At 33.7% G+C, this 20,760-nt stretch carries 20 protein-coding genes; 2 read left to right on the forward strand and 18 right to left on the reverse strand.

What is annotated here, in order from left to right:
• Positions 1-4: 4 nt before the first annotated feature.
• Both C2I06_RS06755 and C2I06_RS06760 read right to left on the reverse strand, forming a co-directional pair.
• Positions 5-385 (reverse strand): hypothetical protein, encoded by a 381-nt coding sequence (locus C2I06_RS06755; protein ID WP_095328909.1) that lies wholly within the window; start codon positions 383-385, stop codon positions 5-7.
• Between the two features lie 184 nt (positions 386-569).
• A complete protein-coding gene (locus tag C2I06_RS06760) occupies positions 570-1,196 on the reverse strand; it encodes a YitT family protein (RefSeq protein WP_095328910.1) in 627 nt (208 codons plus the stop codon).
• Positions 1,197-1,422: 226 nt separating this feature from the next.
• Between C2I06_RS06760 and C2I06_RS06765 the strand changes: the two genes are divergently transcribed.
• Positions 1,423-1,869, forward strand: coding sequence for an Lrp/AsnC family transcriptional regulator (locus C2I06_RS06765; protein ID WP_047940607.1), 447 nt, complete (start codon positions 1,423-1,425; stop codon positions 1,867-1,869).
• A 75-nt stretch (positions 1,870-1,944) separates the two neighbouring features.
• Here C2I06_RS06765 and C2I06_RS06770 read toward each other — a convergent pair whose 3' ends face one another.
• From C2I06_RS06770 to C2I06_RS06835, 14 genes are all read right to left on the reverse strand, one after another.
• A complete protein-coding gene (locus C2I06_RS06770) occupies positions 1,945-2,724 on the reverse strand; it encodes an HAD family hydrolase (protein WP_123257732.1) in 780 nt (259 codons plus the stop codon).
• 187 nt (positions 2,725-2,911) lie between these two features.
• On the reverse strand, positions 2,912-4,102 hold the full coding sequence (locus tag C2I06_RS06775; protein ID WP_095328912.1) for a class I SAM-dependent rRNA methyltransferase: 1,191 nt from the start codon (positions 4,100-4,102) through the stop codon (positions 2,912-2,914).
• Between the two features lie 97 nt (positions 4,103-4,199).
• Positions 4,200-4,616: an NAD(+)--rifampin ADP-ribosyltransferase gene (gene arr, locus C2I06_RS06780; protein WP_095328913.1), complete on the reverse strand. Its 417-nt coding sequence runs from the start codon at positions 4,614-4,616 to the stop codon at positions 4,200-4,202.
• Between the two features lie 340 nt (positions 4,617-4,956).
• Entirely contained in the window at positions 4,957-5,538 is a 582-nt protein-coding gene (gene clpP / locus C2I06_RS06785) for an ATP-dependent Clp endopeptidase proteolytic subunit ClpP (RefSeq protein ID WP_095328914.1), read from the reverse strand.
• A gap of 26 nt (positions 5,539-5,564) precedes the next feature.
• Positions 5,565-6,179, reverse strand: a complete 615-nt coding sequence (locus C2I06_RS06790; RefSeq protein WP_095328915.1) for a sigma factor — start codon at positions 6,177-6,179, stop codon at positions 5,565-5,567.
• A 72-nt stretch (positions 6,180-6,251) separates the two neighbouring features.
• A complete protein-coding gene (locus C2I06_RS06795; protein ID WP_123257733.1) occupies positions 6,252-7,733 on the reverse strand; it encodes a DUF4153 domain-containing protein in 1,482 nt (493 codons plus the stop codon).
• Positions 7,734-7,826: 93 nt separating this feature from the next.
• A complete protein-coding gene (locus C2I06_RS06800; RefSeq protein WP_095328917.1) occupies positions 7,827-8,471 on the reverse strand; it encodes a hypothetical protein in 645 nt (214 codons plus the stop codon).
• The gene (locus C2I06_RS06805; protein WP_095328918.1) at positions 8,468-8,800 is read right to left on the reverse strand and encodes a PadR family transcriptional regulator; all 333 of its coding nucleotides are present in this window, start codon (positions 8,798-8,800) and stop codon (positions 8,468-8,470) included. Before C2I06_RS06805 ends, C2I06_RS06800 begins: the two co-directional genes overlap by 4 nt.
• A gap of 359 nt (positions 8,801-9,159) precedes the next feature.
• Positions 9,160-10,059, reverse strand: a complete 900-nt coding sequence (locus C2I06_RS06810; protein ID WP_095328976.1) for an AEC family transporter — start codon at positions 10,057-10,059, stop codon at positions 9,160-9,162.
• 55 nt (positions 10,060-10,114) lie between these two features.
• Entirely contained in the window at positions 10,115-11,362 is a 1,248-nt protein-coding gene (locus C2I06_RS06815; RefSeq protein WP_095328919.1) for a glutamate-5-semialdehyde dehydrogenase, read from the reverse strand.
• A 16-nt stretch (positions 11,363-11,378) separates the two neighbouring features.
• Positions 11,379-12,476: a glutamate 5-kinase gene (proB, locus tag C2I06_RS06820; RefSeq protein WP_095328920.1), complete on the reverse strand. Its 1,098-nt coding sequence runs from the start codon at positions 12,474-12,476 to the stop codon at positions 11,379-11,381.
• 379 nt (positions 12,477-12,855) lie between these two features.
• Complete coding sequence (locus C2I06_RS06825; RefSeq protein ID WP_095328921.1) at positions 12,856-13,632, reverse strand: Cof-type HAD-IIB family hydrolase; 777 nt, start codon at positions 13,630-13,632, stop codon at positions 12,856-12,858.
• Between the two features lie 378 nt (positions 13,633-14,010).
• On the reverse strand, positions 14,011-14,985 hold the full coding sequence (locus C2I06_RS06830) for a DMT family transporter (RefSeq protein ID WP_095328922.1): 975 nt from the start codon (positions 14,983-14,985) through the stop codon (positions 14,011-14,013).
• Between the two features lie 191 nt (positions 14,986-15,176).
• Positions 15,177-16,889: an ABC transporter ATP-binding protein gene (locus C2I06_RS06835; protein ID WP_095328923.1), complete on the reverse strand. Its 1,713-nt coding sequence runs from the start codon at positions 16,887-16,889 to the stop codon at positions 15,177-15,179.
• Between the two features lie 452 nt (positions 16,890-17,341).
• On the opposite strand from C2I06_RS06835, the gene C2I06_RS06840 reads away from it, so the two are divergent.
• Positions 17,342-18,268 carry a LysR family transcriptional regulator gene (locus C2I06_RS06840; RefSeq protein ID WP_249928284.1) on the forward strand — a complete coding sequence of 309 codons (927 nt, stop codon included), beginning with the start codon at positions 17,342-17,344 and terminating at the stop codon, positions 18,266-18,268.
• 493 nt (positions 18,269-18,761) lie between these two features.
• Here C2I06_RS06840 and trpA read toward each other — a convergent pair whose 3' ends face one another.
• Together trpA and trpB are read right to left on the reverse strand one after the other, a co-directional pair.
• Positions 18,762-19,553: a tryptophan synthase subunit alpha gene (gene trpA / locus C2I06_RS06845; protein WP_095328925.1), complete on the reverse strand. Its 792-nt coding sequence runs from the start codon at positions 19,551-19,553 to the stop codon at positions 18,762-18,764.
• 4 nt (positions 19,554-19,557) lie between these two features.
• Complete coding sequence (trpB, locus tag C2I06_RS06850; RefSeq protein ID WP_123257735.1) at positions 19,558-20,754, reverse strand: tryptophan synthase subunit beta; 1,197 nt, start codon at positions 20,752-20,754, stop codon at positions 19,558-19,560.
• Between the last annotated feature and the right edge of the window lie 6 nt (positions 20,755-20,760).

Here is a 20,760-nt window from a genome sequence, read left to right on the forward strand (position 1 = left end):
ATAATCAAATCAACGCAAGCTCATTTTGAATGGATTTTAAATCATTAAGCTCCTTGGCAAAAAGCTCAAATTGCTCTTTATTTAAGCCATCTAACGATTCATTTACTTTATATTCTAAATAATTCATTCTTAATTCCATATCCATTAAGGAAGTAATCTTTTTATTCGCAATAAACTCTTCTATTTCATCGATAAACATGAAGAAACTATAGTCATTTACCATAACAAGCAGTAGCCAGCCAAGCGAATCAACGTATTTTTTTTCTTCAGTAATGGTAATGATATCCCCTTTATGTAAATCAAGAATGAATGTATGTTCAGGTCTAGGACAGGTACATTCGATCATATATTGAAATGGAGCTAAAACAATGAAATCATTTTTCATTATATCTTACACCTTCCTATTCATTTCGTTATTTGTTTACATTTTAAATGAAAATGATTATCACTGTCAATTATTTTTCCTTATTATAATATTGAATATAAAGAATATCCTTTTTATTATAACAAAAAACAACCCTCTAACTCCCCTCTTTCATATGAAGGAGAGGAGTTAGGGGTTCCTATTGTTAAACAGATTGTGTTTCAACCACAGAGTTAACTTTTTCGATATTAGCATTACTCGTATTTCTTTTAGCTATTTTTTCCTTAAACGTACTCATCATAAACGAAATGATAAATACTGACACAATGCTGTAAAGACCTCTAATTAATCCTACACTGTACAAGCCAATTAAAATAACAATTGAATCAAAAATAAAATTTGTTTTTCCCATATTCCAATTTAATTGTTTTTGAAGCGTAATAGACAGAATTTGTGCTCCCCCTAAAGACGAACCATTCATAAACAAAATAATAGTTCCTATTCCAATAATAAAGCCACCGATGATAGACCCTAGTAGGGAATATAGAGCGAGCGGCGGTAGAATGATGGATAATAAATAGGAAAATAAAGTAACTAAGGATACAGCTAAGATGGTGGATAACGTAAATTTCTTCCCCATTTTAAAGTAGGATAAAATATAAAACGGTATGTTTATTAAAGTAAATAAGATGGAAAATGAAATAGGTAATAAGTAAGAGATACTTAATGCGAGTCCTGCTGTTCCACCAGTAACAATTGCTGACCCTTTTAATAAAAACAGACCGAATGATGTAATTAAACAACCAAACATCATTACAATTATTTTTCTCAATGCCACACACTCCTATAGTAATCATGATAAGCGGAAGATAAACGAGGATTTATCGGTGAAATCCTAAAAATTTGTGATTTTAGGGTGGAATTCTTACATATATAATGATAGAATATATCGAAGTGTTTTTACATACCAATATGAATGTAATTACCTTGTACTTCCTCTATTTCGCATAAATATATGCATCATTACATTCATTTTGCAAAAAGGAGTATTCATTAAAATGGATAAGGTTGACATACAACTACTAAAAATTTTACAAGAAGATGCCAGAATTACGGTTAGTGATTTATCCAAAAAATTAGCTTTGAGTCGCCCGAGTGTTTCGGAAAGATTATTAAGATTGCAAGAAAAGGGGATAATTTTAGAATTCAGCGCCCGAATTTCACCTGCAAAGTTGGGGAGAGAAACGCTTTTATACATTCAAATCAGTGAACTAAAAGAAGAACCACATGCATTTGAGGAATTTATTAAAACAGAAGCAGACATTATTGAATGCCATCGTGTAACCGGTACTGTCAGTTATATTATTAAAGCAGCTGTTTCTGGAATTGACGGAATGAGAAACTTGGTCGACCGCTTAATTCCTTATGGCACTATTAATACTTCCGTCATCTTAGCTTCACCTGTTCCTTTTAGACATATATTACCTAATGAACAATCACAATAATGAATTAAAAAATGAAAAGACTAGTCGTCATAAGAGGCAAAATGTCTCCAATGATCACTAGTCTTTTCTTCTTTCTTAATCTAATAAAGCGAATAATTCTTCAAGGTGATGTATTTCATATGTGGGCAGTACATCCTGCTTTGCAGCCTTTTCACGATTAATCCAAACGGACTTTATTCCCGCCCGATTAGCCCCTAAAATATCTGTCATTAAATTATCTCCCACCATTAAGCATTCAGTTTTATCTACACCTATTAAAGAAACAGCATGCTCAAAGATAGAAGGATCAGGCTTACCTTTGCCAAAATCGCCAGAAATTACAATATGATCAAAATAAGGAGAAATTTCTGGTGTAATAGATAGCTTAGTATTTTGCAAATGAGGCGATCCATTTGTTAATAATAACAATGAGTATTTACCCTTTAATTGATTAAGGACAGAAAATGTTTCTTCATATACGTAAGGAGATGTCTTTCTGTTTTCTGGAAAAGCTTCCGCTAATTCTTCGCCAAATTCGGGATCATCAATTCCGAGTGCTAGTAATCCTTTTGTCCATGCATCTTTCCTGTAAACCGGGATAATCTCTCTCGTTATTGGAAAAGAAGCATGTTCTTCAAGAAATTCTCCCCAAAGTCCTTCAAAGGGATTAATCCCGATCATTTTCGTAAATTCATATGTATCATAACCTTCATATAAAGCTCTGGCTTCCTTCCGCACAGCTTCTTCTAAACGTACAGGAGAAATTTTATATTTTTCTTCTGCCAATTTACATGTTTTAAAAAAAGCTTCTTGTACACTTTTTTTATCCCATAGTAGTGTATCATCCAAATCAAAAATAATTGCTTTAATTGTCATTTTTCCGTTCTCCTTTTAAACAAAAAATATTTTATTCAAAGCATAGCCAAGCAAAAGGAATCTTTCTCTATAAGATTACAAGTGTTTTTAAACCACGTAAACCCTTCTTTTTCATAAAAAAGGACTTTGCTATTGAACAGCAAAATCCTTCTTTGATATTTCAAATCGAAAATAATATTCTAAGATATCACTTTAGTTTTTTTATAAAAACAACTTTTAAATAATTACTTTCTGTTACTTCTTTAATATTCGCAAAATCGGCAGGTAAACCAAATTGTTCAACTATTTGATATGTTTCTTTCTGATGATGAAAGGCAGCATCAATAAATCCCTTAAACTTCTTTATATCAAAGGTTGCACAATTAGTGGAAGCGACAATAATTCCGCCATTATTGGTTATGGCAATTGCTTCTTTAAGTAAATTAGTATAGTCTTTTGCTGCGCGAAAAGTATGCTTTTTTGAACGTGCGAAACTAGGAGGATCTAGAATGACCATATCAAAGCTTAGTTGTTTCTTCACTGCGTATTTAAAATAGTGAAAAACATCTTCTACGATAATTTTTTGACTCGATAAGTCAATATCATTTAACAGAAAATTATCTGCCGTTTTCTGCTTGCTTCTATTTGCCAAATCAACACTAGTAGTCGATAAACTACCACCAACAGCTGCCGCAACCGAAAAAGCCCCTGTATAAGAAAAAGTATTTAGAACATTTTTCCCTTTTGCATATTGATCTCGAATTGTTTTACGGACATCTTTTTGATCTAAAAAGATTCCTGTCATCGCACCTTCATTCAAGTTTACTGCGTATTTAATCCCATTTTCTAAAATAGTAAGGGGGAAATCAGCTTTTTTACCAACCACAAAATCATCGTCTTCCATATATGTTCCATTATCATCGAATCTTTTTTTCTCATAGATTCCGTCTATTTCTAATAATCGCTGCAACGATTCAACAATCCAGCTTTTATATTTATAAATGCCAATACTGTACCATTGGATTAACAGATAATTTTGGTAAAGATCAACAGAAAAGCCTCCGATTCCATCGCCTTCCCCATTAAAGATCCGAAATGCTGTCGTTTCAGGATCCTTAAAATAGGCTGCTCTTTTATCAATTGCTTTTTTTAATCGATTTTCAAAAAAAGAATCATCAATAGGAATGTTTCTTTCTCTTGTCAAAATCCAACCAATTCCTTTATTTTGAATGGCATAATATCCTCTGCCAATAAATTTGTTTTTCTTTGTTACAACATCTATTATTTGCCCTTCTTCAAGAGAAATATTAGCTTTTATAGCTTCTTTATAAATTAAGGGATTTCCATTTAATAAATTTTTCTCAAATGGTGTTTCAATTTGTACTGTTACGATTTCCATTTTGCCACCTTTAACTTTCCGACCTAATATTTTCATATGCCCTTTCTATTATACATGAAATGAAGCTAGACGCTAATCTTCTCTATCGTTATGTGACTTAATCGTAAATTACATTTTTTCCTGCTTCGCTTAATTTTTTTAAAGATTCAAGCATATGATTTATTTCTTCATCAGAATGTCTTTCCCACGCGCCTAACTCCGCTATTATTTTCAAAGGAGACTTAGAACGATAGGAACGAGTTGGGTTTCCCGGAAATCTCTTGTCCGTTACGTTCGGGTCGTTTTCAAACTCACCTAATGGTTCTACAATATAAATACGTTCTTTTGAAGTAGACCTTGCTAATTCAGCACCCCATTTAGCAGCATTAATCGTTGCAGTAAAATATATATGGTTCGATTTTTTATCTTGGTAATTTGATAGGTGATTAGGTTCTAATAAATCGCCAATTTTCAGTTCTGCTTTCGTACCATGAAAAAACGGGCCATTGTCTAAAGCGTTTGTTTTAATATTCATTCAATGCACTCCTAAATTATTATTTTCATTTTTGTAGAACAATATTAGTATAGTGGGAAATTATAAAAAAACTAGTCTATAAATAGTACTGTTAGTAATGGTATAATGTAAGTAGAGAAAGAAAGAAAGAATTTAACTAAAAGGGAGAAGTCTAGATACTCTCTTAAGAAAGCCGCGAGAATTCCTAGATCCTGCTTCGGAGATCACAATGGAATAGGCCGCTACTACAATACTTTTACCAAAAAACAAATAACCAAACGAAATATACGCTACCCTTTAACTATCGCCGTATATTCGTTCGGTTTTATATTCGGTTAGACTCCTTTTGCTCCGCCTCTTTTTATTTCACGCTAATTATTTCATCGACAATGCCATATTCTTTTGCTTCTTCAGCACTCATGAAATAATCCCTTTCTGTATCATTTGCTATTTTCTCAAAAGACTGGCCCGTTTTCTCTGCCATAATACGATTAATATGTTCTTTAAGTTTTAATATTCGTTTCGCAGATATTTCAATTTCTGTTGCCTGCCCTCTCGTTCCACCTAATGGTTGATGAATCATAATTTCGCTATTCGGTAAGGCATATCTTTTTCCTTTCGTACCAGCAAGAAGTAATAACGCACCAAAGGATCCTGCCATTCCTGTACAAATCGTCCGAACATCTGGCTTAATATAGTGCATCGTATCATAAATAGCAAAACCAGCAGAGGTGGAACCGCCAGGACTATTGATATATATAGAAATATCTTTCTCTGGATCTTCTGCTGCAAGAAATAGCAGCTGAGCCACGATATTATTAGCAACTTGATCATTGATCTCATCCCCAAGCATAATAATTCTATCCTTCAAAAGTCTTGAATATATGTCATAGGATCTTTCTCCATTTGCTGATTGTTCAATAACATAAGGAATAGTACTCATTGTTATTAACCTCCTGTATTCTATTATTATGCGGCCATAAGCATTGGCTGTTGAGACAAATATTTTTTATCTTCTTTAGCTAAAAGGATGTTTTTATAGATTGAATTAATTAGAATAGCGGGATCTTCTCTCTTAAGTACTTCATAGTACATCCTTTGCATGTTTTCCTTATCTTCATCATGCTGATTTTTAACGATCATCGCCTCTTTTTTCACTTGATTCCTAGCTCGGAACAATACTGATTTCACAGCAGTTTCTGTTATATTTAATAATTCTCCAACTTCTTTTAAGCGAAATTGAAACCCCTCTACGAGCAGATAGACAATCCCTTGCTTAAAGGTTAATTTTTCAGATAGAAATTCTGCCAGCATCATAGAGGTTAAATTTTTTTCTTCTGCTCTTGGTTCCTTTACTTGGATACCAATAATATCTTGTTTTTTTCTTATTTTATCAATCCATTGATTATCAGCTATTTTTTTAAGCAAAGCAGGTGTAATATCTTTATCTTGATAATTTTCCATCGCTTTTAAAAGGGCTTCTTGAATTAAATCCTCTCGTTCCCATTTATCTAAGGAAAGATACCGACAATAGGAATCGAGTTTTTGATACAGATTTTTTATATTTTGCATTTCCATCCTCATTGATAAATCCCTCCTTTTACTGTTTATATATAGAACGTTTCAGGTAGCGAAAAAGATACGGGGTCAAAAAAATTATTCTTCTAATCGATATTTATTCTCTTCATGATTTTCAGGCACTTTCTTAGGCAACTCCATTGCATTAAGTAACTTTCTTGCACGGTCTTCCACGATATTATAGCTCTGCCATTTTTGATCTGTCTGCTGAAGGCGTTCCTTTTTAGCAAGCAATAATTGTTTTACGCTCTCCATATCAGGATTTTTTTCGTAATAATCTACTAGAACCGGAATAGCTGAATAAGATAAAGAATCTATATAGAGAAAATCAATTAAGTTTGTTTCCTCAAACCGCTGCAAATTTTTGCTAACGATTATGCGATCGATATCCATGACATTCAGGCTGCAGTAATATAACAGGGAAAATAATAAGAAAAAACGCATAAGTTGAATTTTCTTCATCCAAATTTTTATCAATGTGAAGGAGAAAAATACCGCTAAGAGTAAAATAAAGGAATGAGAAAATAATCGTAAATATGTATATCCATACGCCTGTTCATATAAAGATAATCGTAAATGAGCAGACAAAAGAATGATAAAGCTAAAAGCAATTAAACAGGATAAAAATATTTTTAAAAAAAGAGTGCGTTTTTTAGCAAAGCTATTTACTAACAAAATAATTGATATGTTAATCACAGTCACGATAATAAGTTCAAAGAATCCTCTTCTCGCATAGGTAGCATATGTAAAACCATTCAATAATACATCATTGAAAAAGTATTGGAACTGTACGATGGTATAAAATATATACAGCCCATTAATGAAAAGTAAAATGGTTAATAAAGTTGTTTGCTCCCATCTTCCTTGTTTTCCTTTTCTTTCGCTTGGAATAATAATCGACCTTTTACTAATTGTCTTCATGAATAGTAATAGAAAAACAAATATTAAACCTATTCTTAGCAATGTACTTATTCCATCTATATGGAATGAAAAAAGCCGGGTGATTATGGTTACCATCATATTATTAAAATGCTGATCTGAGGAACTAAGCAGGAAAATTAATAACATTAAAATTGGCATTACAATTACCATTCCTAATACTATTCTTTTTATAGCGATATAATTCCTTTCATCAGAACGTGCATTTACTGATTTCCATACTAGAAAGGTTAAATATTTTCCTAATTTAAAAAAGGAAGAGACTTTCTTTCTTAAATAAAAGAAAACATCGGTATTGCACCAACTAAGAAAAGAAGGACTTGTTAATAACGTGGTATGAAAACCAATTAAACTAAAAATAACAATAAAATTAAAGAAATAAAAAGAAGGATTAGCTATGAAAACAAAAGACAATGATAATAGCCATATGCACACAAATAGATATATACCAATTAAACGATGTGTGTGCGTTTGTTTCCTCGTTAGATAAAAATAAAAAACATAAAAAACAACAACAAAAATACTAAGGGAAATTCCAATTGTCTCTGTAAATAGCGTTATTTCTGCAATAATTGCCAGTAAAAAACAGCTTATAAAATAAATGAAATTTTTCTTGTTCAAGTTATTTTCCCTCCCTTTACATAGTTTATCTATATAGTGAAATAAAAAGAAATTCGTTGCACAGTAATACTAGGTAGTATACAAAAGAACAACTTATACCGATCTTGTTGTTCCATAGCGAAAGGCAAGATAACATATTGGATATAACATTATCGTAAAAGAAATACAGATAAGGACAAATTCCGGTGTTAATAATGGATCAAAGAGTGTTAATGGAATAATCTTAAAGACAACGGAACACATAAGCAATAGATTAGGAACTAATGAAATACAAAATGTCTTCAGTAAAAGTTTTTTTCCGCCAAGGCCAAATTCCTTGCCTACTTCATATCCAAGTAAAAGCCAAAAGAATAAGTAAAGAACAATAAGAAAAAATGGAATACTGGTTAAGAGTGACCATAATTTACTGATTGTTGGATTAGATAGGCGATGATAAATGATCGTCAAACCAATTCCGCCGACAAAGAAAAACAAATTAGCGAAAAAGAAATTCCATTGCGTTTTTTTCGCAGTCATGTTTAACTCTTCTTGATACATGGCAACAACCTCTAGTGGTGTTCCTAATCTTTGGATTGCCATAATTAACGCTTCTTCTTCTGAACATTGTTTTTCAAAAGCAATCTCTTCCAATATGTCTATTAGATGAAGTTCATACTCCATGCATATTTCTTCAGATTGCTCATGATCTTTGAGTAAATCCCGCAGCTGTTTCATGTAGGATTCTTTTGAAGAAATCATATTCCCTTTCTCCCAATCACTTTATCAATCGTTTGCACAAAGTTTTTCCATTCTGCTGTTTTTTGCTCCAATATTTGCTGACCAGAATCGGTAATTCGGTAATATTTTCTTGCTGGTCCTTTTTCTGATTCTTTCCAAAAAGATTCTACATATTCTTGTTTTTCTAATTTATGTAGAGCGGGATATAAGGTCCCTTCTTTTACTTGCAAAGAATAATCACTTCTTTTTTCCATTTCTTTGACTAGTTCATAACCATACATTTCTTTCTCTGCTAATAGCTGTAGAAGTATTAAAGATGTACTCCCTTTTACTAGCTCTCTATTGAACATATTTTCACCTACCTAGAAATAAAATGTACTTTGTTAGTATTGTATCGTTCCTATCGCTATAATGCAATATGAAATATGACTCTCCAATCTAATTTTTTGCTCAAATCTACGCCTTTAAAGACTAGCATTCTTCATTTAGCCATTGTATATAGTTTAACGTATGAATTGGTTCTTTCATTCCAGTTCTTTTTTCAAATGCTATTTTCTTCTAAAAAAACGAGTAAAAACCCGAATAATTATCCGAACATGTCTTAGCATACTCACATAATTTTCAGGTTTAAAATAAAATGGAATATTTCTCCCCCATCTCTGATCTTAAACAGAAAAACTGATATCCCCTGTCAATTTTACAATAATGATTAAATCAGAGACAAAATAACAGGCAATGTTATTAAACTAGCTAATGTGCTAAAAAAGGTTGCACTTGATACAAAATCAGGTTCTGTTCCATATTGGACAGCATAAAGGGTTGTGTTTGCTGCTGCTGGCATTCCAGCAAGCAGAATCATTATTTGTTTTAATATCTCATCTACTGGCAATACAAGCGTTAGCAGCCATGCAATCACTGGTGATACTATAAGTTTAAGTAACAATGAAACAGATAGAGGGCGATAAGAAATATTTTTTAGACGGACATTAGCAAGCTGTATTCCTAAAACAAGCATGACGGTTGGAATCGCCGCATTGCCAACTAGCTTAATAGCCTCAAGCATCGTTGCTCCAATCGGTAGATGAAGAGAATGCAAGACTGCTCCTAGAATTGCTCCATACATAACTGGTACTTTTAATACTTTTTTTAAAGTATCTTTCCCATTTCCATCATCAACAGAGCCTTTGGCTGCATAATAAACACCGATCGTAACCATAATTAATTGCTGAATAACCATTAAGATAACTGCATAGTGCAAGCCTGGCTCTCCGAAAACAAATAAAACAAGCGGAGTTCCATAATTACCGTTGTTCATAAATGCCGAGGATAGTATCATTCCGCATGTCTTTCTAACCGAATAACCTCTAAAAAATCCAATAATGTAAACGATCGCGACAATACTTAATACTAACGTTAATGCGTACAGTGTCATATACAAATAGTCTATTGTAAAAGTTGTTTCATAAAAAACGCTAAAAGACAACAACGGCGTCATCAAATAAACAGATACAGCTGAAACAGATTTTATATCAATATGAAGCATCTTTTGTCCAATGAAACCAACGGAAAAAATAAAGAAAATAGGTAATAAAATACTTAAATATTCCAATAACATCATCCAATCTTCGTGAACTATGACATACCCTGGTGTAAACTGCCAGCAATTAATTTCTAACTTGACCTTCTCCATAAATAAAATATTTAAAGGATGTTAAAGCATTTAATCCCATTGGACCTCTAGCATGCAGTTTTTGCGTACTGATTCCAATCTCCGCCCCATAACCAAATTCAAATCCATCTGTAAATCTTGTACTAGCATTATGATAGACTGCTGCTGCATCTACTCCTGATAAAAAAGTTTCGGCATTTTCAATATTTTCTGTAATAATCGCTTCTGAATGCTTAGTACCATAAGTATTAATATGGTTAATTGCTTCTGTCACTCCATCTACTGTTTTTATACTTACTTTCAAAGCAGAGTATTCTGTATACCAATCTTCTTCTGTCGCTTTTTTTGCAAAAGAAAAAGTAGTGCAGACAGTTTCATCTCCATAAATCTCCACACCATTATGATGTAGTGCTTCTAATAGTGCTAATCCATGTTGAGCAAACCATTTTGTTTCTATTAAAATAGTCTCTAAGGCATTGCATACTGATGGACGTTGCGTTTTGCCGTTCAAACTAATCGCAAGGGCCATAGTTAACTCTGCGGTTTCATCAATAAATAAATGGCAATTGCCAGCTCCTGTTTCAATGACCGGAACGGTTGCTTCATTTACTACCGTATCAATTAACCCTTTGCCGCCACGAGGGATCAATACATCTAAAAATTCTTTCAAATGAAATAGTTCTTTCGCTGTTTCTCTGCTTGTATCTTCAATTAGCTGGACTGCTTCTTTTGGAATTGCGGATTTCTCCAGCGCGCGATGGATTGTGTCAACAAGAGCCAGATTTGATTGCTTAGCAGATGAACTTCCTCTTAAGACAATACTGTTCCCTGTTTTCAGAGCAAGACTTGCTGCATCAATCGTTACATTTGGTCTCGCCTCATAAATCATTCCCATTACGCCAATTGGCACAGTTTTCTTGATAATTTTTAAGCCATTTTCTTTTTCGATTTCTTCCACCACTACACCAACTGGATCATTCAGTTTAATTAACTCTTTTAGTGCTAAGGCCATATTATTAATCCGCTTTTCATCCAGCATAATTCGATCTAAAACAGAAGAAGATAGACCATTTTCTTTCCCGTTTTCCAGATCTATTTTATTTGCTTTTATTATTAATTCTTGATCTTCTATTAATTGTTTACTAATAAAAGATAAAGCTGCATTTTTCTGTTCCGTTGTCTTATTTAATAATTGATAACTTGCATTCTTTGCTAATTTACCTTTTTGATATACTTCGCCCATTTTCCATCTCTCCTTTTTATAATTTCACCCATTTGTCACGGTGAATAACTTCGATTTTAGGATGTTTTATCATTGTTTTTTCTTCTGCTCTTTGTGTAATAATCGCTTTTAGCTCTTCAGAAGAATAGAGTACTTCCCCTTTACCGATAACTCCTTTTTCACCATAGACTTCGACAACATTTCCTTTTTCAAAGAGCCCTTCAACTTTATAAATACCGGCTGGAAGCAAGCTCCCACCTTTATTTAGCAACGCCATTTCTGCTCCTTCATCCACATACAGACTTCCTTCTACTGTAGAATGAAGGGATATCCATTGACGATTACTGTTTATAGATGATAAAGCATCAGAACCAATATAGGTTCCGTCTCCTTTCCCCTCTATAATATCGATGAGCTTCTTCTCCCCCTCGCCTTTTCCGATAAAAACCTTTACTCCTAAGGAATTTGCTGTTTCTGCTGCAATCAACTTTGATTTCATGCCACCAGTTCCAACCTTTGACCCAGATCCTTTCGCAGCATCCTTCCATTCCACCGTTATTTCAGGCAAATAATCAATCCGTTTTGCTGAGGCATCTTCCTTTGGATTTTTGTCATATAAGCCATTAATATCTGTGAGAATTATTAATTGATCGGCATGGACAAGTCCACTAACAAGGGCTGATAACATATCGTTGTCTCCAAACGTTAATTCTTCTACAGATACAGTGTCATTCTCATTTATAATTGGTAAGATATTTCTTTCTAATAATTCTGTTAATGTAGAATAAGCATTTCGGTAGCGATCACGTTTGGAAAAATCATTTCTTGTTAGTAATACTTGAGCGGGAACAATCCCAAACTTACTTAATTGTTCATTATAGCTTTGAATTAGCAAGCTTTGACCTACTGCTGCTGCTGCCTGTTTCCCTTTCAATGTAACTGGTCTTGAAGGATAGCCGAGTTTTCCAAAGCCCGCAGCCACTGCTCCAGATGATACTAAAAGTACTTCATGCCCATATTCTCTTAATTTTGCAATGCTTGCGATATGGTCACTTAGCTTTGATTGATCGATTGCTCCTTTTGTATTTGTAAGAGAGCTGCTCCCGATTTTTACAACAATTCTTTTCTTCTCCATTTGATTTCCTCCGTACTAAGTTACTCCGAATACACCCAATTAAAAAAGCTCATTTTCATCCTATTAAAAGGACGAAAATGAGCTTTCCGTGGTACCACCTTAATTGAACCAATATAAATATTGATTCCACTTTGTCTGATAACGCAAGAAATGCGCCTACTGTAGTAGGACTTGAGAGGCAGGTTCTGTGTTCTTTCATTATGAAGTCTTTCAGCTTATAAACTTCACTCTCTTTTATGAAAGGTTCTCACATACTAATCCTTTCGCTTCGTTCGATTTTCTTTTTTCTAATTATAAGCAGTTTTCACTATTGTTTCAATCGTTTTTTGAAATTTATAAGAATAGCAAAAAAATTTTTGTTCTATTTGTCAGTAAGTGATTATTCTTTTATCCCGGCCATTTCTTTTTTTAAGGCCCATTTTCTGATTGCATAAGCGACACCATTATCATTATTCGTCAAGGTAACAACATCTGCTGTCTGTTTCACTATATCTTGTGCATTTCCCATTGCCACGCCTATTCCTGCTTCTTTAATCATGCTAATATCATTTAAACTGTCTCCAGCAGCTAGTACTTGATCCATTGTAATATCTAAAAGTTCACATACTTTTTTAAGTCCTTTTGCTTTATTTATACCAAGCGCATTGACTTCAATATTTACTGGGGAAGAATTGCTGATTTCAAAGCATTTTTTCTCGTTTAAACTTGTTAAGACTTGTTCACGAACTTTATCATCTTCTATATGATAGCCAAATTTGAGCCATTCTGATTTATTTATGTCTTCTGGCATTTCATCTACCCAGACTTTCTCACAACTAGCAGCCCACATTTTAGCTTTATGCTGTTGTGCTAATTCCCACATCCATTGAATATTGCTTGCATCGACAAGATTTCTTTCGATTAAATTACCATTCATATCCCATATTTCACTACCATTTACCGTTATTAAATAAGAGTTTAATAACAGACTTTTTGCATGATCTCTACAAGTTGCAATAGTTCGACCAGTACTTAATACAACATGCAGTCCTTGGTCATGGGCCTCTTTAATCGCTTTTTTATTTTCTTCTGGAATTTCTCCTTTTTCATCTAATAAAGTACCATCCATATCTAGTGCGATTAATTTAATCTCTTTGTCTTCTAACCTCTTTGTCATTTTGCTGTTCCTCCTAATGATTATTTTTAGAAGTGATAGCCAAAAAACACGACTGTCAGAATTTCCGTATTCTTAAGCTGTATATTTATCTTTTTTTACCATAACTAGATTTTTGAAACAGAGCATGTTCATGCTATGCTAAATAAACTGTTTGCAATAATCCTCTAAAATTTTTTGCCAATCCACGTAGTAACAAAATTCAAATCATTTCTTCTGACTAACATATTCAACTTCTAAATTTGCCTTTCCTACTCATTACCATAGTATAACGAATAGGGATAAAAAAGTAAAAAATTCCGATAAGTCTAACAAAACTTCATAAAATCATTAGGGTTTTAACAAAATTTTTACCTTATCTTCAACATATGATCGTAACATTTATGAAGATGCTTCCATGCTTCTATTTATGTGTAATTTTTTACTTGAATATACACTATGTAAAACCATTCCAAACATAACTAAACAGATACCAAAAAAACTTAAATGGCTAGGTAATGGGGCAGAAAGAAATAGAACTTCTCCTATTAAGGCAAATAAAACTTCTAATGATTGTGTTGCCTCTACCGCTCCTAATTTAATCAAATTGTCTTTTACTAAATCTGTTGCGGCAAAAAATAAGATGGTAGCAATTATACCGGAAAATATGGCCACAATAGCAGATTGAAACACTTGTTGCTTTCCAGGTAATCCTAATGTGAATGCACCAACACCTGATAATAGAACCCAAAAAGGAATACTTGCTACAGTCATACCTAGTACCCTTTGAAATACATCTAATCTCCCATCACATACCTCCATCATTTTCCGGTTACCTAGTGGGTAGGCAAAGGATGCAATAAGAATTGGAATAAGGCAAAATAATGCATTCTTTAAGGAAATAGATACGGCAAATTCAAGCTGCATAATGATAATACCCAATACAATTAACATGGAAAAGGTTAAGCTTTTAAAAGGAATTTTCCTTCTGATTTTTTGAATACGGCCATTTCCGTCCATTTTTTGCTCATAAAAAAAGGGAGCAAGCAATGTTCCAGATATAATAGTAAGCTGCCATGTTCCTGCAACCAGCCAACCAGGTCCATATGCTCCAGCAAAACAAATACCACCGTAAAACAATCCAAATCCTACTGAACTCCAAAAGATCCAAGTAACTGGATTGTCTCTTAATTCTTTCCATACTGCTGTTAAATTCCTTCTCCACCCAACTATTAGGAGCAATAACGGGACCATAAAAAAATAACGCAGGGAAGCACTCCAAATCCAGCTTCCTCCTCCTATTTCCATGGACTGATTTAATACAAAAGTAAACGCAAAAAACAAAGCTGAAAATATCCCTAAAATGATTGGTCTCAATTGTTCCCCCCCTATTTTTTTGTTAATCACGAAAACTTATATCCAATATATCGCATATTGGATATTAATAACAATATTTTTTTTATTTCCTTCTAACCTATGTTTTTTTGTTTAATTTAATTGTGGATTCTTCATTGTTGTGACCAACCCATAAAAAAAGGTCTGCACCTTTAAAAGTACAGACCATATGTTTATCGTTGATATTGAACACGATGAAGGTTAGCAAAAATACCATTACGCTCTAATAATTCATCATGCTTTCCTTCTTCTTCTATCCCATTTTCAGTAACTACTACAATGCGATCAGCATTACGAATAGTTGCAAGTCGATGAGCAATAATTAAAGTAGTTCGATTTTTAGCTAGTTCATTTAAAGAATTTTGAATAATTAATTCTGTTTCTGTATCTAGGGCAGAAGTGGCTTCATCCAATATTAAAATTGGCGGGTTTTTTAGGAACATCCGAGCGATGGCAATCCTTTGTTTTTGACCACCAGAAAGCTTTAATCCTCTTTCCCCAATTTGTGTTTCATATCCTTCTGGTAATTTAAGCACTAACTCTTCCAAATGTGCTCTTCTTACTGCCTCGTGAATTTCTTCATCTGTAGCATGTAAATTTCCATATGCAATATTTTCTTTCAGTGTACCTGTAAATAAAAAGACATCTTGCTGTACGATTCCAATTTGTGATCTTAATGAACTCATTGTCATATCACGAATATCGATACCATCAACTTTAATACTACCACTATTTACATCATAAAAACGTGGTATTAATGAACAAATCGTAGTCTTTCCAGCTCCGGATGGACCTACAAAAGCAATTGTTTCCCCAGCCGAAATGGAAAGATTAATATTTTTCAAGACAGGATTTTTATCATAGCCAAAGCTTACATCGTTTAAATGGATATTTCCTTTTAAGGATTCTACTTCAATTGCATCATCGCGATCTTGGATTTTCGGTTCCGTATCTAACAACTCCAAGAACCGTTTAAATCCTGCCATTCCTTTCGGATAAAGTTCCAAAATTGCACTAATTTTATCAATCGGTTTTTGTAATATATTTACAAAAAGGATAAAAGATACTAGTTCGCCAATTTTCATCTGATTATTAAAAGTTAACCAGGCACCAAATACTAGAACGACTAATGTGAAAAATCGCATTAACATATAAACAGAAGAAGAAGTAATCGACATTACTTTATATGCTCCGATTTTTGCTTTGCGGAATCTTCGGTTATTCACTGTAAATCTAGAAATTTCAAACTCTTCATTTGTAAATGATTGAACAACACGAACCCCAGATACACTATCTTCCACTCTTGCATTAACATCTGCAATATCTCCATACATTTGTCCCCAAGCTTTGTTCATGCTTCGGTTACAGTATGTAATTAACCAAACTAGAATTGGAACAATAAAGATAACGATAAGTGCTAGTTTAATATTAATCGTAAGCATAATCCAAAATGCACCGACAAATGTCATAATAGCAATAAATAAATCCTCTGGTCCATGATGGGCCAGTTCCCCGATATCAAATAAATCATTGGTAATCCGACTCATAATATGTCCCGTTTTGGTATTATCAAAAAACGAAAAGGATTGTCTTTGTACATGAGTAAATAATTGACCTCTCATATCTGTTTCAATATTAATCCCTAATTTATGTCCCCAAAAGTTAACAATGTATTGAAGAAAAGTACTGATACCATATAATAGCAACAGACCTACTCCTACAGATAAAATACTACTCCAATTACCTTCGGGAAGTAGTTCATCAATATACCAAGAGACTGCAAGTGGAAATGCCAGCTCTAATAAAGCAACCACTATTGCACTGGAAAAGTCGAGTGTAAATAATTTTTTATGTGGCTTATAATATGAAAAAAAGCGTTTTATCATGATTTTTCTCCTTCACTCCTATCGTTTTATTTACCATTTTACCAATCAAACTAGTTTTCTCTTTATTTATTATTGCGAAATCCTAACCTTCTCTTGCTTCGATTCTTCTAAAGCGCACAATGTAATCTTTTACCAAATACCATCATAATGAGAATCATTATTGATTATATTAGCAATTCACTTTTTCTACAAGAAAAATATTTATCATCCCGAAATAATTACAGAAGAAAACATTTATGAAAATAGGAGTAAGGACTGATTGCTTGTTTATAATTAAAAAAAGAAATAATAATTTAGTTAATATTCTTTATTTTTAGATTATTCTATTAATTAATCTTTTTTCTTTACTAGTTTTTAGTATAATAGATAGAAAGAATGTATTGTCTCTTATTTTAGGTAATCTCGATATTGCTTTCTTCATGTATCATGTATTCTATGTCTTATAAAGGAGCGTGTTTTTTTTGGATTATCATCTCTTAACCTTTGTAACAGTTGCTGAAAAACTGAATTTTACGAGAGCCGCAGAAAGCTTACATATTACGCAATCAGCAGTAACTCTTTCTATTAAAGCCTTGGAAAAAAAGTATAATATTACCTTTTTAGACAGAACGAATAAGTATGTAAAGCTAACAAAAGCAGGCGAACTATTTTATTTTCATGCTAAGAAAATTTTATCGGAATACAAGGAAGTAAATAATTTAATTGAACACCTTTCCGAAAAAGAAAGCCGTCCTCTCACCATCGGTTCAAGCTTTACATTTGGAGAGTATTTACTGCCAAAAATAATGGCTAACAATGTTAGAATCAATAATAACCAAGAGAAACCAATGATAAGTATTAGAAATTCGAACCGTATTGTTGATCAACTTTTACGTGGAGAAATTGATTTAGGTATCATTGATAGTCCTTTAAAAGCACACCCTCACCTATCCATTACACCTTTTAAAGAAGATGAATTAGTAATCATCGTCAGTAAAAATCATCGATTTGCCCATCAAACATTCGTGGAATTAAGCGATTTATATGAGGAAACTTGGATCCTAAGGGAAGAGGGGTCCGGTACGAGGCAGATTATTAATCAGTTTTTTCAAAACCAGGCATTCTCCCCGCCAATGATTCGGTCATTTGGGAGCATACAGATTATTAAAGAATCAATCGAAGCTGATTTAGGCATTTCTATTCTCTCTAAATACGCTATCCAAAAAGAATTTTCCATGGGAAGTCTAAAAATATTACGGATCAAAAATAGGCCAATTACCAGATATTTTTCCTATATCACTCCAGAATTTTCTTTTAAACAACATGCAGTATCTCCGCTAATCAAGGAGCTGACGAAAGAAAATAAACGATTATATCGAAACATAAATTTAGGAGAGTAATATGTAGGAGAGTTTCCAGTACTGCTAGGAGACAAGAAGGACAGAATGCTATTGAGCTAATGATCCGTGATTTGGAAATAATTTGCGCATTTTTTTAGCCAATATACGACGTTAGAAGCATTCGAACAAAACTAAATAACAAAGAAAAACATTCTCATGTTAGCTTGCTAACTGATGAATATTAGTATAAACCATTTCTTTCTATTCAGATTGGGACATAAGTATTTCAATCAAATATAACCCCAAACAATTATACACATACACTAAAATTCGTATGTTTGGGGTTTTTGATTAATTTTAAGTAAGAAGGTTTGTGGTAACACTCGCAGGCTGAATGCAGTAACCCCCACGGCAAGCGAAGTGTATTCAGCCTGCGGGTAAATAACAAGTGACTTTACTGAAACCTTCCTTTTTAATTTATAATAAAATACAGAAATTTGCGATTTTTCAATCCTGTTCACTATTATCACTAAATGGAACTCATGCTCCAAACTTAAATAGCGGGTAATGTATTCCCTTTTTTGCTAGCTGCTATTAATGCTTTTATTTCCTCCAGTTTATTTTCAGAAAATAGTTGTACAATTTTACTTCCTACAATGACACCATCACAATACTCAGTCATGCTGACAACATGTTCAGGAGAAGATATTCCGAATCCAGCAAGAACAGGGATAGGACTAACTTCCTTGACCTTTAATAAATGGGTACCTAAATGAGCTTGGAAGCTTGTTCGAGACCCTGTTATACCGGTAACAGTTACAGCATATAAAAAGCCATTCCCTTTTTTGGCAATATTTTCGATGCGATCTAATGGGCTTGTTAAGGTTACTAATCGAATAATTTCAACACAATGTTTTGCTGCTACTTCCTCTAGTAATGCTTCTTCTTCAACAGGCAAGTCAGGTACGATTAATCCATTAATCGCAGCTTTTTCACAATCCTGAAAAAAATTCTCCACGCCATAGGCTAAAATAGGGTTTAAATAAGTCATGATAACAAGCGGGATATTCGTTAGCTCTCTAAACGACTGTATAGTTTCTAATACCCCTTTAAGAGTAGTGCCCGCTTGAAGAGAACGAATCCCTGCTGCTTGAATAATCGGTCCATCCGCAACTGGATCAGAAAAAGGAATGCCAAGCTCAATTGCTGTTGCGCCTGCTTCTTCAAGAAAAAGTACTTTCTCCTTTAATGTTTCCAGTCCTCCATCTCCAGCCATAATATATGGAACAAAAGCTTTATCCCCTTTATCAAGTGTCGCTTTAAAGGCTGCTTCAATTGTAATCATCCGCTTACTCCCCCATTCTTTCCATAACTGTATTTACATCCTTATCTCCTCTACCAGATAAACAAACAATAATGCCTTCCTCTTTATCCATCTTCGCTGCAAGTTTTACTGCATAACTAATGGCATGCGCACTTTCTAAAGCAGGGATAATTCCTTCGATCTTACATAGTAATTGTAGTGCTTCAAAGGCTTCGTCATCTGTAACAGATTCATAGTTAGCACGTCCGATATCATGTAGAAAGCTATGTTCAGGACCGATACCAGGATAATCTAAACCAGCTGAAATAGAGTGTGCCTCTTGGATTTGACCGTCTTCATTTTGTAATAAGTACATATATGAACCATGTAAAACACCTGGTTTTCCTTTCGACAATGATGCAGCATGTTTATCTGTATCAAGGCCATGTCCTGAAGCCTCTACTCCATGTAAAGCGACACTTTCCTCTTCAATAAATGGATAAAATATTCCCATTGCGTTACTGCCGCCGCCAATACATGCCACAATCGCCTCAGGTAGCCTGCCAATTTTTTCGATGTATTGTTTTTTCGCTTCTTTACCAATAACACTTTGAAAGTCACGTACCATCATCGGAAATGGGTGTGGTCCCATAACTGACCCAAGAATATAATGAGTATCTATCACATTTGTTACCCAATAACGTAAGGCTTCATTACACGCATCTTTTAAGGTAGCACTTCCGGATGTAACACTAACAACCTTTGCGCCTAATAACTCCATTCGAAAGACATTTAATTTCTGTCTTCGAATGTCCTCTTCTCCCATGAAAATCGTACATTCTAAATTTAATAAGGCACATGCTGTCGCCGTTGCTACTCCATGTTGGCCTGCTCCTGTTTCTGCAACAACTTTCTTTTTGCCCATTCTTTTTGCAAGAAGTGCTTGCCCAAGAGAGTTGTTAATTTTATGAGCACCAGTATGATTTAGATCCTCTCTTTTCAAATAGATTTTTGCACCGCCAGCATATTTTGTAAGATTTTCTGCATAATATAGCGGTGTTTCTCTGCCTACATAATCCTTTAAGAGATTATTTAATTCTTCATGAAAAGCAGGGTCTTCTTGTGCCTTTTTATATTCCGCTTCAAGCTCTGTCACTGCCAGCATCAGAGTTTCCGGAACATATCTACCTCCATACCTTCCAAAATGGCCTCTATTATCTGGATAAACATAAGTTTCTGTCATAATAAG

Origin of the sequence: Niallia circulans, from assembly GCF_003726095.1 — a bacterium.
GTDB lineage: Bacteria > Bacillota > Bacilli > Bacillales > Cytobacillaceae > Niallia > Niallia circulans_A.

Coding starts and splice junctions, on each gene's coding strand:
- C2I06_RS06805 (WP_095328918.1), bottom strand. CDS start 8,800: ATGTTCAATAGAGAGCTAGTAAAAGGGAGTACATCTTTAATACTTCTA.
- clpP (WP_095328914.1), bottom strand. CDS start 5,538: ATGAGTACTATTCCTTATGTTATTGAACAATCAGCAAATGGAGAAAGA.
- proB (WP_095328920.1), bottom strand. CDS start 12,476: ATGGAGAAGAAAAGAATTGTTGTAAAAATCGGGAGCAGCTCTCTTACA.
- trpB (WP_123257735.1), bottom strand. CDS start 20,754: ATGACAGAAACTTATGTTTATCCAGATAATAGAGGCCATTTTGGAAGG.
- C2I06_RS06790 (WP_095328915.1), bottom strand. CDS start 6,179: ATGAGGATGGAAATGCAAAATATAAAAAATCTGTATCAAAAACTCGAT.
- C2I06_RS06800 (WP_095328917.1), bottom strand. CDS start 8,471: ATGATTTCTTCAAAAGAATCCTACATGAAACAGCTGCGGGATTTACTC.
- C2I06_RS06765 (WP_047940607.1), top strand. CDS start 1,423: ATGGATAAGGTTGACATACAACTACTAAAAATTTTACAAGAAGATGCC.
- C2I06_RS06825 (WP_095328921.1), bottom strand. CDS start 13,632: ATGACAAAGAGGTTAGAAGACAAAGAGATTAAATTAATCGCACTAGAT.
- C2I06_RS06815 (WP_095328919.1), bottom strand. CDS start 11,362: ATGGGCGAAGTATATCAAAAAGGTAAATTAGCAAAGAATGCAAGTTAT.
- C2I06_RS06770 (WP_123257732.1), bottom strand. CDS start 2,724: ATGACAATTAAAGCAATTATTTTTGATTTGGATGATACACTACTATGG.
- arr (WP_095328913.1), bottom strand. CDS start 4,616: ATGAATATTAAAACAAACGCTTTAGACAATGGCCCGTTTTTTCATGGT.
- trpA (WP_095328925.1), bottom strand. CDS start 19,553: ATGATTACAATTGAAGCAGCCTTTAAAGCGACACTTGATAAAGGGGAT.
- C2I06_RS06835 (WP_095328923.1), bottom strand. CDS start 16,889: ATGATAAAACGCTTTTTTTCATATTATAAGCCACATAAAAAATTATTT.
- C2I06_RS06755 (WP_095328909.1), bottom strand. CDS start 385: ATGAAAAATGATTTCATTGTTTTAGCTCCATTTCAATATATGATCGAA.
- C2I06_RS06775 (WP_095328912.1), bottom strand. CDS start 4,102: ATGGAAATCGTAACAGTACAAATTGAAACACCATTTGAGAAAAATTTA.